The following is a 15,435-nucleotide window of genomic DNA, read 5'->3' as shown; positions in this document are numbered from 1 at the left end:
TAATTTTCGATGGTGTGATATAAGAGGAAAAACCACCTCTACTGAGATGTAAAAGGTTCAGATCTTTTAATAGGTTTCTTTTCTGCTTCGATGTGAAAAACGAGCCATTTGTTATCTATCAAAATCCAGAGATCAGATGGTGTTTTGAGTTCAGTTTTGACCCTTTTTGCCGCGGGTACTGCCAAACCTGCCATAGTCGCTGGTACCTCGTACAGGTACCACCATCGCAGCTTCTGAAGACGTTGCAATCCCTCGTTCTTGGTCAGGACATCTTTGAGCTTAATTTCTCCCGCATGATTACGCCTGCACATATCCAGCGTGCTGATATCTCCCACAAAAATCATCGTACCGAACACCTCCTTAAAGAACTCTCAAAAACGCATTTCAAAGGGTTATAAAATTCTTATCCATATTTTCAGTGCCTTTTTTGATCGAACAGATGATCTATCTTGATCTTTTTATCTAAATACCTCACAGTTGTTATAAGAATTGTTTTTTTCGAGAAAGGACTTCCTGTGGTACCAAACGCTTTGATTCTCCCTCTAACAGAAACTCTCTTTCCAACAAAAGTTCGTTTTTAATTTTTCTTCTTGTCTTGCTTGATATCCCATCCACCCCCCTTGAGTACAGATTTCAAAAAATGTGTAAGAAAAAAGCCCCGCTTGATGCGGGGTTCACTGACGTTTTTTGGATTTCAAGGTTCTACAGCTCAGGTAAGATCTTTGAAACGACCGTACCCATAGCTAGTCTTTGCGCCTACACCATAAGTTCTGAGCATCTCCACGAATCTCTGTTTTATTAGTTCTTTTTCAGAATTTCCAATAACTCCGGAACGACTCTCAAGAACAGTAAACCAGAATACACCACTGCTCACCACCAAGTACTTTTTTGGAACAGGGTTGTACCAGTCGTTAGGAGGAAGTTTCTCTTTCATATAATACGGCTGAAAGTGCGGATTGACGATATCCAGTGAGAATTTCAAATCCGAAACAGGTATCGCATCGAGAAAAATGAGATCCCCCTCTCTTTCAGTGTCTCCAAAAATATGAGCGAGTGATTCGTATTTATCCCTTTCGAATTCGAATAGAAAACTGGCAAACGTCCCTTTGATAGCGGTGCCAGGAATTATGGGAAGCCCGTAGTTTCTGGAAAGAGTTATTCCCACCTCGATAGGAGAAGGATTACCAGCCCCAAGCAAGAGTTTTCCTTTCACTTTCATCTTTAAGTTGATAAACGGCTTTCTCTTCCTGATCAGCTGTTCCCTTCTTTCTTTGAGGATGTTACTGATCTTTCCAAAATCGGATTGCAATTTCTCAACGGTTTGGAAGATCTTGCCTACTATCTCTTTCTCTTTATCTTTTGAGTCTGAACTCTCAAACAAAAGAAAACTGTACTTTTCCCAATAAAGACTGAGGTTTTTGCTTTCAGGTAGTCTCATTCTCTTCACCACCCAGGAGAATCTCTCCACATCTTTTGAGCCATTTTGCGCATTCAAGAGCAGCGATCTGTGCTTTCAAATACGTGCGGGCATCCAGTGGCTCGTTTTTCATCAGTTTTTCGACGATACTATCTTCCAGTGTCAGGTGTTCGATCATCTTTCCAAGGTGATCCACCACCTTGTTTTTTCCTTTCTTTTTCAGAAAGAGAATTGTTCCCATCAAACCGTTTTGAACGATCATACTTCCAAGACTCTTCACAGTCCTGAGGTAATCATCTCTTTTGTCTTCCTCAACTTCTTCGATCAAATTCATAGCCAGTTTTGCCAGTTCGAGGCTGAGCGTCTTCATCTTCATCACCTCCAGGCATGTACCCACATCATGCCCTTTCCGACGGTTTCTTTTCCTCCGATGTTGATCAATTTTCCATCCACTTCGTTCTTGAAAATTTCCATCAAAGAATCTTTCCCGGAATCTTCTTTGTTGCCGTAGTACGTCTTCCTCACCACAAAGTACATCACCGTATCCTGAGGCAGATATTCCTCGTACCACAAACCACCTTCTTCAACGGTTTTCTTCTCTCTGTTTATTCTCACTCTCGGTACAACTTCTGTCATAGTTTGAGCGATTTCTGAGAAGAGAACATCATTCACCACAACCACATCGCTTTTCATTTTCTTTTTCAGGTAATCGACTGGAGCACAATTGGAAATCTTCGATATCAATTCCCTTGTCCTTGGAAGTTCAAAAGCAGCTGACTTTAATTTTACTTCCTCAAGGAACACCTCACCGGATCCATAGAAGGAGACTGCCTTTCCATAATCAATATTCACCTCTTCTAGTTCTTTAACAACATCGTTATCCCCTACAGATTTCGCAAATTTTATCAGTACAAGAGGACACGTAACCCACACAAAAAGCCTATCCGGGTTTCTCACGGGGAAAAGGAGAATTCTCGCTTCAGAAAAGCTCAAACTACCAGGAACCGTTCCTTTGACACTTTCTGACTCACTGGTTCCTTTGCCACTTCCCGACTCACTGCCAAATATCTTTTCTTCTAAATTTTTCTCAATACGAGGTCTAAGATATGCCCTTAACGCTCCCTTTATTCCGTTTATGATGGGAAAGCGCGTGGTTCTCTCCCTCTGAATAGGCAGGTCAACAACTCCTATTTCGAAACCAGTTCCAGCATGAACCTGAGTTTCCGCGTAAAGAAGGAAGACTCTTCCTTCCATCCTTCTATCCCTCCTCAAAGTTTTTCGTACTTCATGAAGACACATCTTCCAAAACCAAAATCCGTGAACTTACTTTCATTCAGCACATGTCCACTGACCTTACCTTCCAGATAGTAAACAGCTCCCGGAGAGACAGCATGATAGATCTTCTTTGGTCTATTTTTGCAGAGGTCCCATCCGGAAACAACCAGCTTTCTAATCCCTGCGGTTGTGAGAACTTTCTTTCCAAGAATGGTCCTATCCTTCGGCATCCCTCCTCCATCGAAAACAGCCGGTGTTATGAGAGCAACCGCTACATTCTCATAGTCTGGAGGTTCAAAAGCAGTGGTGTTCACTTCTCCAACCTTGACCGCCGCCCACCTGCTCTTCATCCCGAGAAACACACCGTCGAGTTTTGAAACAAGCTCGACCGTTCTTTCATCGTCTGTGAGCATGAAAAATCCTCCATTGTGAAATCTGTAGTAAGAGATCGAGTATATCATACCTTCTTTCGCTTTTTTCCTGTTCTCTTCAAAAGCTATTCCTATGTGGGTTTCCTTCTTAAAGATTTTTTCCGTGGAAACAAGATCGAATTTACACACACCCTGAGTGTTACTCCTGAGAAGTTCGAGATCACCCAGTTCTATGAGCCCCCCAGACATAGATTCCTTACTATCCATCCTGTACTCAGGTTTCCAGGGAAGGTAACCTCCATCAATCTCGACAATGGGAGTGACTCTGTAACCAGAATCCGTTTTATATATGTTTCTTGGAAGAGGAAAGTAGTGCTTCCTTCCTTCAGGGGTATTTTTAAAAACAAAAGGGCCGAACATCCTTATGTCTCCTGCTCTTTCAGCATTTCCGGGATCGAATTTCTGATTTTTCATCAAAAGAGCTGTTCTCACAGCACCGTAAAATGGAAAAGAAGATGGAAATACACTCTCCACCCTATCAGAAAAAGAAAATCTTCTAGTCTCTCTGAAACCAACCCAATCTTCGGGTTCGAAGTATATCGCCCACAGCTTCATTGCGACTCACCTCTCTTCATCGAGTACACCATTATGAGAAATTCCAGTGCTTCTCTCATTGCTTCGTCAAAGGAGGCCCTTTTCGTGTTTTTGTAGTAATCTACCATCCGACCCAGAAAATCCTTGAAATTTCCAATGAACTCATTCTTCGATTTCTCTGAATGGATCGATCTTCTCAAAGTGAACTCTACAAACTTTTCCATTTTGTCCTCGTAGAGCGAGAAGTCCGGAGAGAGAAGTTTGTAAAGACTGCGGTGTGAAACATTGTAATTTTTCATCTCCTCAAGGATTTTCAACGATCTCCTGACAACGTCTTCTCCTTCAATCTCCCACCTGGATCCGGCAAAAACGATTTGTCCCGATCTCTTCACCTGTGCCACACAGAACGCGTTTCTTCCGTAGACTCTCTTTGCTTTCTTCTCTGCTTCCCTTGCCATATTCAGAGCCACCTGTAGTGGAAATTTGTGATGAACAATTGCGATTCCTGCGCTCATAGTAGCGACTTTTCCCATTAGAGGAGCGAAAGGCTTGTCGTTGTGGTACAGGACACCGTTTTCTGATCTGAATCTTTCCACATCAGAGCCGTTTTCAATCTCTATTTCGTACTCCAGGTATCCCGAAAAGAATTTTCTGATGTCGTTCGCACATTCCAGTACGCTGTCTGCTGGAAGAAGCGCCAGAACATCGTCTCCACCGCTGTAAACGAGCATCCCGTTGTGTCTATCAACAATTTTCCCGACAAATTGAGAGAAGATACCGAGTGTCCTCGAAACACCCCTGTGATAGGCTGGCTGAATGGTTTTGAATTCCTTCAGTTTTTCCCATGCATATTTGAGATCATCTGTTTCTTGAAACATCTCAATCACTTTCGGATTTATTACCTTTTCCAGGGAAGGTGCGTTCTCTCCAAGCATCCAATCACCCATTCGATCTCCATCCATGAGGAGAACAGCTATGTATCCGTTCTTGAATTTTGCGGGATCCTCGATTTCCTTATTTGCCTGATTGTTTCTTGCAATATCTGTTGTTGAGTCGAATTTTATCCTGATATTGAGGATTTCCGGAAGAAATCTCTTCACAGTGTTCAGAGTTCCGAGCCTGTCCTTTTTTTCTATGTCTCTGCACACAGCACAGGCTCTGACTCCAGCCCCGAAATCGTCCGCGTCGTGGAAGAGCTCTTCCTCTTTTTCTTTCAAGAAATCGAGAAACTCTTTTTCACTGGTGAAGTGGGGTGAATAAACATCTTCTTCGTATCCCGGAAAAAGTCTGGCCATCTTTCTCGCAGCGAGTTTTGAGGTCAGAAGACGATGGAGGTACCTGTAAAACGTCCCAGGATTCTCTTTGTAACCAGCGTGTTCCGATACTTTCCTCAGAACTTCCTTGAAATCTTCAATTCCCGATCCCGTGAACAAGTTTCTGACCGTTTCAACTATCTTTTCAGGTTCATCGAAAGACACCTTCGATGTCTGAATGTCCGGAAAGAGAGACGCTTGGTAATCGAACGAACGCTCGTTGAAAAGAAATTCGCTTTTACTGAGCTTTTCTTTTGTTTTATCAACTATTGTTTCCCATCTGTTCTTTATCGCTTCCTCACATTCTTTGAGTATTTCTTCGTCCGAGGATGGAACTATCGCGACAAAAAGGTTTGGAAGAGAAGCGACTTCCCTCCGAGGTAGAACAGGACAGAGATCTTCAAGATCTACTCCCATCGTTTCGAGTGTTTCCTTGACGAAATAGTTTCCTCTCAAATACGGTGAGATGATGGAATCGAAGCCGTACTTTTTGCCAACGACTTCTATGGCACCGTAGATGAGATAAGAAAGAAGATAACTTCCAGCCCAAAGGTCTTTCACTTTCCTTGCCTGGGCTATCACTTCTTGAACAGGGCCTATCGCTACCGCTATTAGAGATGCCTTCACCTGTTTCCCCTCTACACATCCCTTGAGAGCCGATGTTACGTCGAGATGGTCTATGATCGAGTGATTCGCTATTCTGGTATCAGCAGGAAGAAACTGACTTCCCTCCAGAATGTACGGCAGATTCCACCAGATGGAATGAAAGAGCTTTTCGTACGTATTGTTTCTCTCTTTCAGCTTTGTCAATGCGTTTATCAGACGGCTCTTCATTTCTTCAACTTTCTGATTTTGAAAGAAACTTTTCACTTCCGGTAACTCTTCACCGGAGAATGGATGAACAAAGAGAGTCTCATCGAACGAAACATGAATTTGTTTTTTTGCATCTTTTTCGTATGGAATGGGAAACCTGTCCATCGCGCTTGCAAGACGATCTTCTTCACCTCTTGATTTTTCTATGCCAAGGGTCTTTAGGATCTCGCCAGCTATATCTTCATGATTTTTCACATCGAACGCCTTCACCAGTGGATCATGAAGAAGAGCGGTTATCTTAGATTTCCAGAATTCTTCTCTTTCGCTCACGATCATCCCCCCTGGATTTCTTTAGATTGTTTCCTAAGACATTTATAAAGTTCCTCATAACTTTCTCTTTCATTCATTCTCACAATAAACAACGATTCTTTTTCCTTCCCTTCGTCTTCAAAAAGTATTGTTTCCAGTTTTCCTTCTTCGTTAGATGTTATTCTGCTTCTCATTACGAGAACTGCTACCTTCCAATTTCCACCATCTTCGTGAAGGGAAATGAAAAGAGGGGATGGTTTTCTACCTCTCTTTTCCTCAAGATCAAGGTTTTGAAGAGAAGAGAATATTGCCACTCTCTTGTCCTCGAAACCTTTCAATCTCTGATACAAAAGAGGGAGTCCCATAACCGCAGGAGGAAGAATCACCTCTCTTTTAATTCCCCTCAAAGCATCTACGATCTCTTTTACACAATCCCCTTTGGATTTCCTAAGAATTCTCTTTAAATTTCTGTAAGTATAGGAAAATTTTTTCAACGCATCACTCCAAAATCGACAGTCTCTTATTGAAAACTCAAAGATGTTGTAGTCACAAAAATTAGGAAATTCTGGTATCTCTGCGAAGGTATTTTGGCTCGGTTTGAATTTAATGTCGCTTCTAGAATTATGTATTTTCATAAATTTCTCAATCGCTTTCTGGCATCCTTCAATTGCATCTTTATAGTTATTTCTATCAAAAGACGGCTCTAATATTAAAAACTCCCCAAAACCTTTCCTCGTCTTCGCCCCAAAACCGGAAAAAGTGGAAACGAGTTTAAACAAGCTCAGAATTATTTCTTCAATATTCTTATTTGCTGTATAGATAAATATTCTGAATTCGCTATCGGGAGGGAGAAATTCATAGCTCACAGCATTCTTTTCGTCATACAAACCATAGAGAAAGTATTTAAGAGGGCGAAGTTGGCCATTTTCGATTTGAATCCTATGGTTCCTCCCCCTTTTTTCAAAACTTCCCAAAGCCTGCGATTCCCCTTTCACCTCGACCTCCAAACTAAAAGGAGATTTTCTTTCCTGAGATCCGAAGATCAGTCCTTCGAGATATTTCAAGCCCTTGTATTTCTCTTTTTCCCATCTCTCTTTTTCTTTCTTACTGAGATTTTCCAAACCCTCGAGCGAGTAGATGTCTATCACCGTTGGAGCGATAGCACGAAACCAGAATCTGAGGACCCCTTTGATGCTTTGCGGCCTCAGCTCGAAGGGATATACTCTGTTTCCGTTCTCCCACTTCGGCTCAGCCGCGCCTCTTGAAAACATAGGAGTTACAACCTTACATTTGATCTCCAAAACACTCACCTCCTCAGAAGATGAAGCCATCTTCTCCTTTCTCCACTCCCAGTATTTCCAGGTTGAACACCTTTTGAGAGTCCATAACGTAAAATCTAACGGAGTCTTCTTTTTCGTCTATCCGTCTTGAGATCTCCATTTTCAGTTTTTCATATTTTCCGGGGGAAAGATCTCCTTCCAGAACAGAGTTCTGAACCCATTTGAGGTATTTTCGAGCTATTTTCAAAATCTTGACAACTCTCTTTTCGTTCACATCGTAAACCATGATGACGTACATTCAAATCATTCCTTCATTCCTCAGATCCGAAAACCTGTTCACCTATGAGGTGCTTCTCCAGTTTATGAAGTTCCATCTTTATCAGAGATCTCATGGAAACGTACCGATTCAACTTTTTGTGAAAAACCGTTTCCCTCAAAATTTGTTCGTAATTTTTGATAAACAGACTTTTTCCCTGATCGTTGAGCATGAGACCCTCTGAGATTTCATCGAAATGCCTTTCGTTTATTTGACGAGTGTTGACGAGATTCAAAAACAACCTATCCACCACGGCTGGTTTGAACAGCTCTGCTATATCAAGATTGAGTGAGAACCTTCTGAAATTCGTCTCATGGAGATATCCTATCCTCGGGTCCAGATGTGTTTGATAGATGAGACTCAAAACGGTGGTGTAAAGAAGCGAGTTTCCAAAACTGATGAGTGTATTGGCGAAGTTTTTAGGGGGTCTTCTTGTTCTCTTCTCTATGCGGAATCTTTCATCCGACACGAGATTGTCCATAATCGAGTAGTACCCTTCTCTTGCGTTTCCTTCTATTCCCATCAACTCTGATACATTGCTCGCCTCTTCTGCTTTCTTTTTATACCTCGTTAGTGAATCAGCCTGGACTTTTCGTTTTTTCAAAAAGTCGATCATGTTTTGAATCGATCTTGAAACTATTTCTCTTGCTATGAGCATTCTCTTTTCTTGGTTGATGTAGTGTTCTGCCTGTTTCAGTATCAGAAAACCGCTGTTTAAATACTCTCTGGGATAAAAAGTGCCTACATAATACCCCTCTCTGTTGAAGAAGTGAATAGGAATTCTTTTCTGAGAAAGAAACTCAAGGAATCTTTTGTTGAGATCAACCTCCCCAAAAACCTTTATATCCATCACATTTTCGACAGGTATGTACTTTCTTCCCGCCTCTGATTCAAGACAGATAGTATTCGCTTTTCTCTTTAACGTTCCGCTTGAAAATAGATAAACACTCTCCATCCTCTCGCCTCACGAAAAACAGAAAAGTTCATAACCGCACTTTCTACAAATTCCCTTTCTCTTGGCTGGTGGAGGAGTTTCTTCTTCAAGAAGGGAAGATACTTCCTCGAGAACCTTTTTAATTTTCTCTCTGTTTTCCTCTGTGAGCTCAACTGGAATTCTTTGGTTCTCTTTTGGTACTATGATCTCTCCCTTTGCCTTCACACCTTTTTCTTCGAGCCTGTAAAGGTAGTAAAGGAGTTGATACTCAGCTCCCTTTTTCGAAGCGGATGATTTTTTCACTTCACCAATTACTTTCACTCCTTCTCTTTCGAATATGGTGTCGATCTTCATACCAGGAAGCACGATAGAGTCGTTGTAATCTTCATGAATGAACCTTCCTATCTCTATGTGCATGTTTCCCTGATCTGGAAGCACTCCATGTGCCATCAACCACGCTTCTCTTTTGCAATTTATGTAACTCAAAACAACAGCTCCAGAGATCATCATATGATGATCACCTCATCGGATCCTTCCACTCTCAAACCCTTCACAGGATGGTACCACTTGTCGAGAACGTTTCTGTAGATAACCACCATGCCGGCGATCGTGTGTGGGAATGAAAGATCCTTCTTTATCCTCGCGCTCACGATGTAGGGAGAAAGTTCTCTGAACAACCTCTTCACGAGAGAGAAGTTTTCTCTTGACTTTTTCCCATCGAAGATCTCTGCAAATTCTTCGAATACTCTTTGAGCCTCTTCATCAATAAGAACGATGAACGGTACCGTTGGTTCTGGTTCAATAAGACTGAATTCTCCTATTTTTTTGAAATTCAAATTCTCGAGCGCTTTGCCGATTCCTTTCTTATCCGGATTGCCGTACATTTTCACATAGTCGAAGAAATCCTCCACGAGCGTGAAAAATTCACTTTCTTCCAGAACTTTGTAGTTCTTCAATACGTTCATGGAAGTCTCTGTGAGGAAACTTCCGTAAACGTAAGAAGAAAAGAGGGTGTTTTTTCTCTCATCCTTGACAGGTACAACTATCACTTCTCCCTTTTCCAACTCGAAGTGTCTGTTGCACCTTCCCGCTGCCTGAACGATACTGTCAACAGGTGCGATGTCTCTTATCACCCTTTCAAACGAGATATCAACACCTGCTTCCACCACCTGAGTGGAGACGCACAGATCGTACTCATTTATCTTCGAAACAATCTCCAGTCTGTGCTTTGGTATCACCCTGGAGGAAAGAAAACACGTTTTTCCCATGCTTTCAACAGCGTCGTATATCTCCTCGGCTTCTCTTATCGTATTTGTTATGATGAGCGTTCTTTTACCATCTTTCAAGGTCTCTATTACGAATTCTTTGTATTCTTCAAAGCTCATCTCTTTTTCCACTTTCAGAACAGTTCTGTTCAAGGCTGTGAAATAAACATTCTTGTTAGACACCACCTCCTGAGCTTCTTTCAAAAGAGCGGGCTTTGTCGCTGTAGAGAGTAAAACGGTGGTGCCCATTTTCGAAAGAAATTCAACGGTTTTTTCAACAGGGGTCCAGTATTCGTGAGGTATTGCCTGAACCTCATCGAGTATGAGGACGGCTTTAGGAAATTTGTAGAAGAACGGAATCTTTCTGAAAGTGATGAGGGACTCCAGAAGCGACACGAATGTTGTGACTATCACCCTGGAGTGCCAGAGATTCATTAGAAGATCTTCATATTTGTCAGCTTCTTCGTAAACTGGATTTGCGAGGTGATGAAAAGGAAGGACAAAGAACGGATCCTCTGTCTCAAATATTTCCTTTATCTTATCGACGGTCTGCTCAATTATGTTTATGAAGGGAAGTGCGTATATTATGATCGTGTCTTCATCAGCGAGATGTCCAGCAAAAAGGAGATTTGCAAGAGTTTTTCCTATTCCCGTCGGTGCAGTTATGGAGTATATCCTTCCTCTTTCGGGTTTGAAGTTCAAGATCTCGTCCTGAAATCTCCATCTCAGAGAGTCGATCTGATTCTTTCTGCCGAGATTCTCTCTGTAGGAGAGTATCTTCTCCTTTTCATAAGAAGGAAGAGAAGGAAGCGGCTCGTCTTTGAAAACCACATCCTCCCTATCCGAAGAAACAAGTACGGACATAAAAAGATGGATCAAAAAGTAATCAGAAAGCTCTTTTTTTCCAAGGATAGAAAACTTACTGATCAATTTTTTCATCTCTTTCATCGTTTCTGACAGTTTCAAATCATGAAGGTCATATCTTCTCAGGAAATCTTCTGGAATGGCTGAGAAATGTTTTTCCAGAACTTTTTCGTCGATTTCTATATCCAGAAAGTTCCTGAAATCTCCGTGGTGTCTTCTTATTATCTCAAAACCGAATATTCTGAGTTTGTCCGGCAAGTTTTTTGATCTGTGGAAGAAAGCAACCGCAGAGGAGAAAGCGTGCGCACTCAAAGATCTTTCAACTCTCTCACCGTTCAGATGCTTTTGAAAGTAGGTTGTACTCTTTCCAATATCGTGCGATTCAGAGAGTAGAGAAACGAATTCTTCCAGAATTCTTTCATCGTATCCGAAAAGTTCTTCCCAGGAAAGATCAAGTGATCTGAATTTCTCCATAGAGCGTTTTTTAACACCTTCGAGATGGTCGATCAGTCTTCTGTCAGGATGAGACTTCACTACATCCACACTACGTTCTGATCTCCCACTCTCCACACTTCTCCCCCTTCCACCTTCACAGGAGATAAGTCTCTTTTAAAAATGTAAACCGCAGATTCAAGCAAGTTCCTTTCTTTATCCATTCTTCTTGTGACCCTCTCGAATACGAGGTAGTGTGAAGGTTCTGGCACGATTTTTATGGTGTTCGGAACAACCGTGTGGACCTCGCAGGGAAAATCTTCTACGCGAGTTGCTTCGTACTCTCCTACGTAATCCAGTTTAGCTATGAAGCTTGCCACACCAAGGTAAGGTGTGAAGATGGTTTCGTTGTGTTCGAGAAGATTTTTCAACCTCTCAAAATCTTTGTCTTCCCAGCTGAAAAACACCCTGTAAGCAGGATTCTTCAGAAGTTGAAGACTTATTCTTGTTCTTTTCGACGCTTTTTTGTCTTTCTTTGTTTCCACAAAATTCGTTCCCGTTCGCAGAAACTTCAAAGGATTTTTTATCTGAACCGCCACTTTTGCACTGTCGAGTTTTTCAGGTGTGGAATATCCCAAAACACACCCCACAAGCCCTAAAAGAGCGGTTCTTGGTGGAAAAGGAAGGGTATAAGACGATGTCGTTGTGTAAGGCCTTCTAAAGAGAGCGTAGGAAGTGGAGACATCAAAAACCAGAACTTTCATTCTCACCACTCCAGTTTCACAAGCTGGAAACCTCCGAATATCTCCTCGAAAGACTTCTCTTCTTTGTTCTCTGCGAGCTTGAAACGGTTGTCAACCGAGTATTCTATTCTTTCGATCTTGTCTTTAAGAGATTCCAAAACCTGCTTGAGTTCGGTAACGTCAAGTTTCAACTCGGAGACGTCTCTTATTTCTTCATCTTCTTTCTCGGACACGACCTTCACAAGGTAATCGAGTTCTCCGGAGTGGTAATTTACTCCTTCCTTGTAAACAACCCTCATCAGGAGTCTTGGATTGTGCTCCATCTTCGATCTTGTGATGAGGTTCTTCGTACCCATCCAGATTCCTTCAAGAAGCTTGGAAACATCTTCTTCGGTGAGTCCTGTAAACTTTGCAGAATTCTGATTTATAACACCGTAGAATGCTATGAGGGCGTATGGCACGAGCTGATCTTCGCGGAAACTCCTCTGTTTTGAATCTTTGGTTGCAAACGCAGCGGTTCCCTGGATAGTCATGAGTTTGACTCTGTGAAGGCTTGTGCCGTATCTGAACTGAACAGGACCAGTTATGGAAGATTCCATAGCTCCTTTTTTCGACTGAGGAATAACGGCACCGAAGAGCCTGATATCGATGCACTTCTTGCATGCGTCGCTTACGTCCTGGATTTCAAGCTCTTTGACTCTTTCTTCCGGTACCACCGCTTCACCGGTTACCCAGAGCGTTTCGTTGTAATACTCTGCAAGATAATCCCTCACAGTTCTTTTGAGCCTCACATCTGTGACAAAGAGCCTGGAAGTTTCTTCGTCAAAGCGAGGTCTGTTTTCATCGAGAGGATCACCGTTTGGATTTGCCCATTTCACATCGTAGATGAAAAGCACCTCACTCCTGTTTTTCACCGGATTCATCAACCTCTACCTCCTTGAAGAAAGTTTTCCCGAGGGAAAGTCCCGAAACAAAGACAAAACTGATCTCATCGGGCGATGCTGACCAGTTTCCAGCTTCGAGAAAGGCTTCAGTAGCCTCCCTGAAAAGCTCTGCCACACTTTCACTCATTCCACCGTAGGCTTCGATCTTGGCTCTGATTTCTGGGAGAAGCCCCTCCACATCTCTCTTTGTCAGTCTGAGTCCTTTCAGTTTCTTCGTGAAAGCCTTCGAGTTTCTTTTAACGTACTGCAGGTAAAGAAGGTAATTTGCCAGAACTCCTTCTAAGAAGACTGCCTTCTTCCATGGTTCATCGAAAAACTCCGGATACCTTGAGAAGAAATCTTCACCCTTCAAAACGGAAGCACCCCCCTTTAAGACGTTCAAACGTCTCAGATAAACGTACGTGGCGAAAGCCTCACGTGCAGAAAGTAAAGTATCATTTCCAAAGAAATCGCTTCTTATTTTCGAAAGAAAGAGAGTCAGCAGCAGTTTTTTATCAAACGTCCCCTCAGAGAACACAGCACTGAACAGGGAGTTGAAGTATCTGTCCAGATCCTCGAAGAATTTGTGTATCACCGAGAAGTTCACAGAAATTTCGAAGCCATCTTCCTTGAGTTGAGATTCTGTTTTATCTGACTCATCGAGGATTTGTCTCACTCTTGTAGGTGAAACCTCCTCTATGTGCAGAACTATTCTTTCCGCCTGCTGTTCCTTTTCTATCAGTATGAAATCGTAGACAGCTTTCTCATTTTCGGAGAGAACATCTTCTATTTTTCTTTCGAGTCTAGCAAAACTGCGAAGCTTTGATTTTTTGTCGGTGTCTTTTATTTCAGATATTTTTTCAATCACTGATTCCAGAATATCCTGATTGGGCACGGAGGGAATTATCCAGAGAATTCTGTTGTTGAAGAAGGAGAAAGAAAGCTTTTCATCAATTACTCTTCTGGCTTTTTCCAAAACACTCCTGCACTCACCACAAATCTGGATCGGGTGTTTCCTGGAGAGAAAAGGTGTGAAGCCAGGCTTGTCAAAGGTGGCAAATTTGAACACATCACTCAGTCTGGAATTTGCTTCTTTTCCACACAGGAAACATTTCGCCTCTCCCTTAGTTTTCTTCTGTGTGACTTTATCTTCAAACGCCCGGAGAATTTCTGGAACTTCTGCGGGAAATTTTCCATCGATGGATATCGTGAGAAATCTGTTTTTTAAATCGTAATTTCTTAGCTTTTCAATAATCTTTTCTTTATTTCTCTCAAGGACATCTTTGATGTGAGATATCTTCGGATGGTCGAAAAAGCCTAAGAAGACATCAAAGGTCCTTTCCAGAGGGTCTCTCGAAACACTAGATTCGTCGAGGAATTTCATGGTGGGGGAAACAGAAGAAGAGAAATTCCCGCGCTGTTTTCTGTAGAGGAAAACCTTCGAACTCTTTCCACCAGGGCTTTTCTTAACGGGACCAATATCTTTGAAAATCAAACCATTTGGACCACTTTCGAGAAAAATAGCCAGTCCGTCTTCAAGAGGAAGTTCTTCGGCGAAATCTGAGAGAGATTCGATTCCGATTTTCCCAAGATTGTATATCTTCTCCAGCACCCCTATCCCCCCTGCTGTGTCATCATCTACATTTTAACGTACACTTTCTGACACCAATTTAAACCTATAGACATTGCACCTGAAAGGAAAAATTGAAACAGTAAGGAATTATTGAAACCGGAGCTTCCATACCTCTAAGGAACTATTGAAACGATTTCGTACCGACGGATTATCAGCACGATTATTTGTTTCCATACCTCTAAGGAATTATTGAAACGCTGTGAAAGATCTCTGGAAGTATCCGGTTTGGATGTTTCCATACCTCTAAGGAACTATTGAAACAATTGAAGAAAAACCCTTCGCAACAAGCTTTGTAGGTTTCCATACCTCTAAGGAACTATTGAAACTATCTACCTCACCGCGCACACACATCAGCCGAGTGTAGGTTTCCATACCTCTAAGGAACTATTGAAACGATGGGAAAATAGTTGTTACCTTTGAGTCAGACCGGTTTCCATACCTCTAAGGAACTATTGAAACACGTGCCTCGCCCGCTTTTGGCTTATTCAAGGGCATTCCTGGTTTCCATACCTCTAAGGAACTATTGAAACTAGTTGTAGCCTGCAATGTAGCCGGCAAGTCTGATGGTTTCCATACCTCTAAGGAACTATTGAAACCGATATCGCTGACGAGTATTTCAGGAGTTTAGCGGAGTTTCCATACCTCTAAGGAACTATTGAAACGCGGGAAGATAATCACAACTGAAAAAGGCAACTACGGTTTCCATACCTCTAAGGAACTATTGAAACTATTTGCCACCGGTGTGAAGCTTTTCTCATCAATAAGTTTCCATACCTCTAAGGAACTATTGAAACTGTTCTTCTTCACACATAAAATGGTTTTTTGGTTTCAGTTTCCATACCTCTAAGGAACTATTGAAACTGTTCTTCTTCACACATAAAATGGTTTTTTGGTTTCAGTTTCCATACCTCTAAGGAACTATTGAAACTGTTCTTCTTCACACATAAAATGGT

14 protein-coding genes and 1 CRISPR repeat array (1 of these 15 cut by a window edge) are annotated in these 15,435 nt (G+C 42.0%); all 14 genes read right to left on the bottom strand.

All coding sequences use genetic code 11. From position 1 onward, the window contains the following. Positions 1-38: 38 nt before the first annotated feature. The gene (locus tag TRQ2_RS05295) at positions 39-344 is read right to left on the bottom strand and encodes a hypothetical protein (RefSeq protein ID WP_012310894.1); all 306 of its coding nucleotides are present in this window, start codon (positions 342-344) and stop codon (positions 39-41) included. A gap of 365 nt (positions 345-709) precedes the next feature. Next, on the bottom strand, positions 710-1,438 hold the full coding sequence (gene cmr6 / locus TRQ2_RS05290) for a type III-B CRISPR module RAMP protein Cmr6 (protein WP_012310893.1): 729 nt from the start codon (positions 1,436-1,438) through the stop codon (positions 710-712). Next, the gene (cmr5, locus tag TRQ2_RS05285) at positions 1,425-1,787 is read right to left on the bottom strand and encodes a type III-B CRISPR module-associated protein Cmr5 (RefSeq protein ID WP_012310892.1); all 363 of its coding nucleotides are present in this window, start codon (positions 1,785-1,787) and stop codon (positions 1,425-1,427) included. The genes cmr6 and cmr5 overlap by 14 nt, the downstream gene beginning before the upstream one ends. A 5-nt stretch (positions 1,788-1,792) precedes the next feature. Continuing rightward, on the bottom strand, positions 1,793-2,671 hold the full coding sequence (gene cmr4 / locus TRQ2_RS05280) for a type III-B CRISPR module RAMP protein Cmr4 (protein ID WP_012310891.1): 879 nt from the start codon (positions 2,669-2,671) through the stop codon (positions 1,793-1,795). 14 nt (positions 2,672-2,685) lie between these two features. Then, on the bottom strand, positions 2,686-3,678 hold the full coding sequence (gene cmr3, locus TRQ2_RS05275; protein ID WP_012310890.1) for a type III-B CRISPR module-associated protein Cmr3: 993 nt from the start codon (positions 3,676-3,678) through the stop codon (positions 2,686-2,688). After that, entirely contained in the window at positions 3,675-6,119 is a 2,445-nt protein-coding gene (gene cas10 / locus TRQ2_RS05270) for a type III-B CRISPR-associated protein Cas10/Cmr2 (RefSeq protein WP_148202929.1), read from the bottom strand. The genes cmr3 and cas10 overlap by 4 nt, the downstream gene beginning before the upstream one ends. Further along, complete coding sequence (gene cmr1 / locus TRQ2_RS05265; protein ID WP_238514486.1) at positions 6,116-7,402, bottom strand: type III-B CRISPR module RAMP protein Cmr1; 1,287 nt, start codon at positions 7,400-7,402, stop codon at positions 6,116-6,118. The genes cas10 and cmr1 overlap by 4 nt, the downstream gene beginning before the upstream one ends. Before the next feature lie 4 nt (positions 7,403-7,406). Further along, on the bottom strand, positions 7,407-7,670 hold the full coding sequence (gene cas2, locus TRQ2_RS05260; RefSeq protein WP_012310887.1) for a CRISPR-associated endonuclease Cas2: 264 nt from the start codon (positions 7,668-7,670) through the stop codon (positions 7,407-7,409). Positions 7,671-7,683: 13 nt separating this feature from the next. After that, positions 7,684-8,643 carry a type I-B CRISPR-associated endonuclease Cas1b gene (cas1b, locus tag TRQ2_RS05255; RefSeq protein WP_012310886.1) on the bottom strand — a complete coding sequence of 320 codons (960 nt, stop codon included), beginning with the start codon at positions 8,641-8,643 and terminating at the stop codon, positions 7,684-7,686. A 9-nt stretch (positions 8,644-8,652) separates the two neighbouring features. Next, positions 8,653-9,132, bottom strand: coding sequence for a CRISPR-associated protein Cas4 (cas4, locus tag TRQ2_RS05250; protein WP_012310885.1), 480 nt, complete (start codon positions 9,130-9,132; stop codon positions 8,653-8,655). Then, positions 9,129-11,294 carry a CRISPR-associated helicase/endonuclease Cas3 gene (locus TRQ2_RS05245; RefSeq protein ID WP_012310884.1) on the bottom strand — a complete coding sequence of 722 codons (2,166 nt, stop codon included), beginning with the start codon at positions 11,292-11,294 and terminating at the stop codon, positions 9,129-9,131. The genes cas4 and TRQ2_RS05245 overlap by 4 nt, the downstream gene beginning before the upstream one ends. Further along, on the bottom strand, positions 11,285-11,947 hold the full coding sequence (gene cas5b / locus TRQ2_RS05240) for a type I-B CRISPR-associated protein Cas5b (RefSeq protein WP_012310883.1): 663 nt from the start codon (positions 11,945-11,947) through the stop codon (positions 11,285-11,287). Before cas5b ends, TRQ2_RS05245 begins: the two co-directional genes overlap by 10 nt. A 2-nt stretch (positions 11,948-11,949) precedes the next feature. Continuing rightward, positions 11,950-12,849 (bottom strand): type I-B CRISPR-associated protein Cas7/Csh2, encoded by a 900-nt coding sequence (cas7b, locus tag TRQ2_RS05235; protein WP_012310882.1) that lies wholly within the window; start codon positions 12,847-12,849, stop codon positions 11,950-11,952. After that, positions 12,824-14,461 (bottom strand): TIGR02556 family CRISPR-associated protein, encoded by a 1,638-nt coding sequence (locus TRQ2_RS05230; protein WP_012310881.1) that lies wholly within the window; start codon positions 14,459-14,461, stop codon positions 12,824-12,826. The genes cas7b and TRQ2_RS05230 overlap by 26 nt, the downstream gene beginning before the upstream one ends. Positions 14,462-14,530: 69 nt before the next feature. Continuing rightward, positions 14,531-15,435: direct repeats of the CRISPR family, unit length 30 nt; unit sequence GTTTCCATACCTCTAAGGAACTATTGAAAC (it continues 1,239 nt past the right edge of the window).

The organism is Thermotoga sp. RQ2 (assembly GCF_000019625.1).
Classification (GTDB): Bacteria; Thermotogota; Thermotogae; order Thermotogales; family Thermotogaceae; genus Thermotoga; species Thermotoga maritima.
Note: the sequence above shows the minus strand (reverse complement) of the source record. Positions and strands in the feature narration are given on the sequence as shown.

Excerpts from the sequence above, each read along its gene's own strand:
- TRQ2_RS05295 (WP_012310894.1), bottom strand. The coding sequence starts at position 344 with ATGATTTTTGTGGGAGATATCAGCACGCTGGATATGTGCAGGCGTAAT.
- cmr6 (WP_012310893.1), bottom strand. The coding sequence starts at position 1,438 with ATGAGACTACCTGAAAGCAAAAACCTCAGTCTTTATTGGGAAAAGTAC.
- cmr5 (WP_012310892.1), bottom strand. The coding sequence starts at position 1,787 with ATGAAGACGCTCAGCCTCGAACTGGCAAAACTGGCTATGAATTTGATC.
- cmr4 (WP_012310891.1), bottom strand. The coding sequence starts at position 2,671 with ATGGAAGGAAGAGTCTTCCTTCTTTACGCGGAAACTCAGGTTCATGCT.
- cmr3 (WP_012310890.1), bottom strand. The coding sequence starts at position 3,678 with ATGAAGCTGTGGGCGATATACTTCGAACCCGAAGATTGGGTTGGTTTC.
- cas10 (WP_148202929.1), bottom strand. The coding sequence starts at position 6,119 with ATGATCGTGAGCGAAAGAGAAGAATTCTGGAAATCTAAGATAACCGCT.
- cas2 (WP_012310887.1), bottom strand. The coding sequence starts at position 7,670 with ATGTACGTCATCATGGTTTACGATGTGAACGAAAAGAGAGTTGTCAAG.
- cas1b (WP_012310886.1), bottom strand. The coding sequence starts at position 8,643 with ATGGAGAGTGTTTATCTATTTTCAAGCGGAACGTTAAAGAGAAAAGCG.
- cas4 (WP_012310885.1), bottom strand. The coding sequence starts at position 9,132 with ATGATGATCTCTGGAGCTGTTGTTTTGAGTTACATAAATTGCAAAAGA.
- cas5b (WP_012310883.1), bottom strand. The coding sequence starts at position 11,947 with ATGAAAGTTCTGGTTTTTGATGTCTCCACTTCCTACGCTCTCTTTAGA.
- cas7b (WP_012310882.1), bottom strand. The coding sequence starts at position 12,849 with ATGAATCCGGTGAAAAACAGGAGTGAGGTGCTTTTCATCTACGATGTG.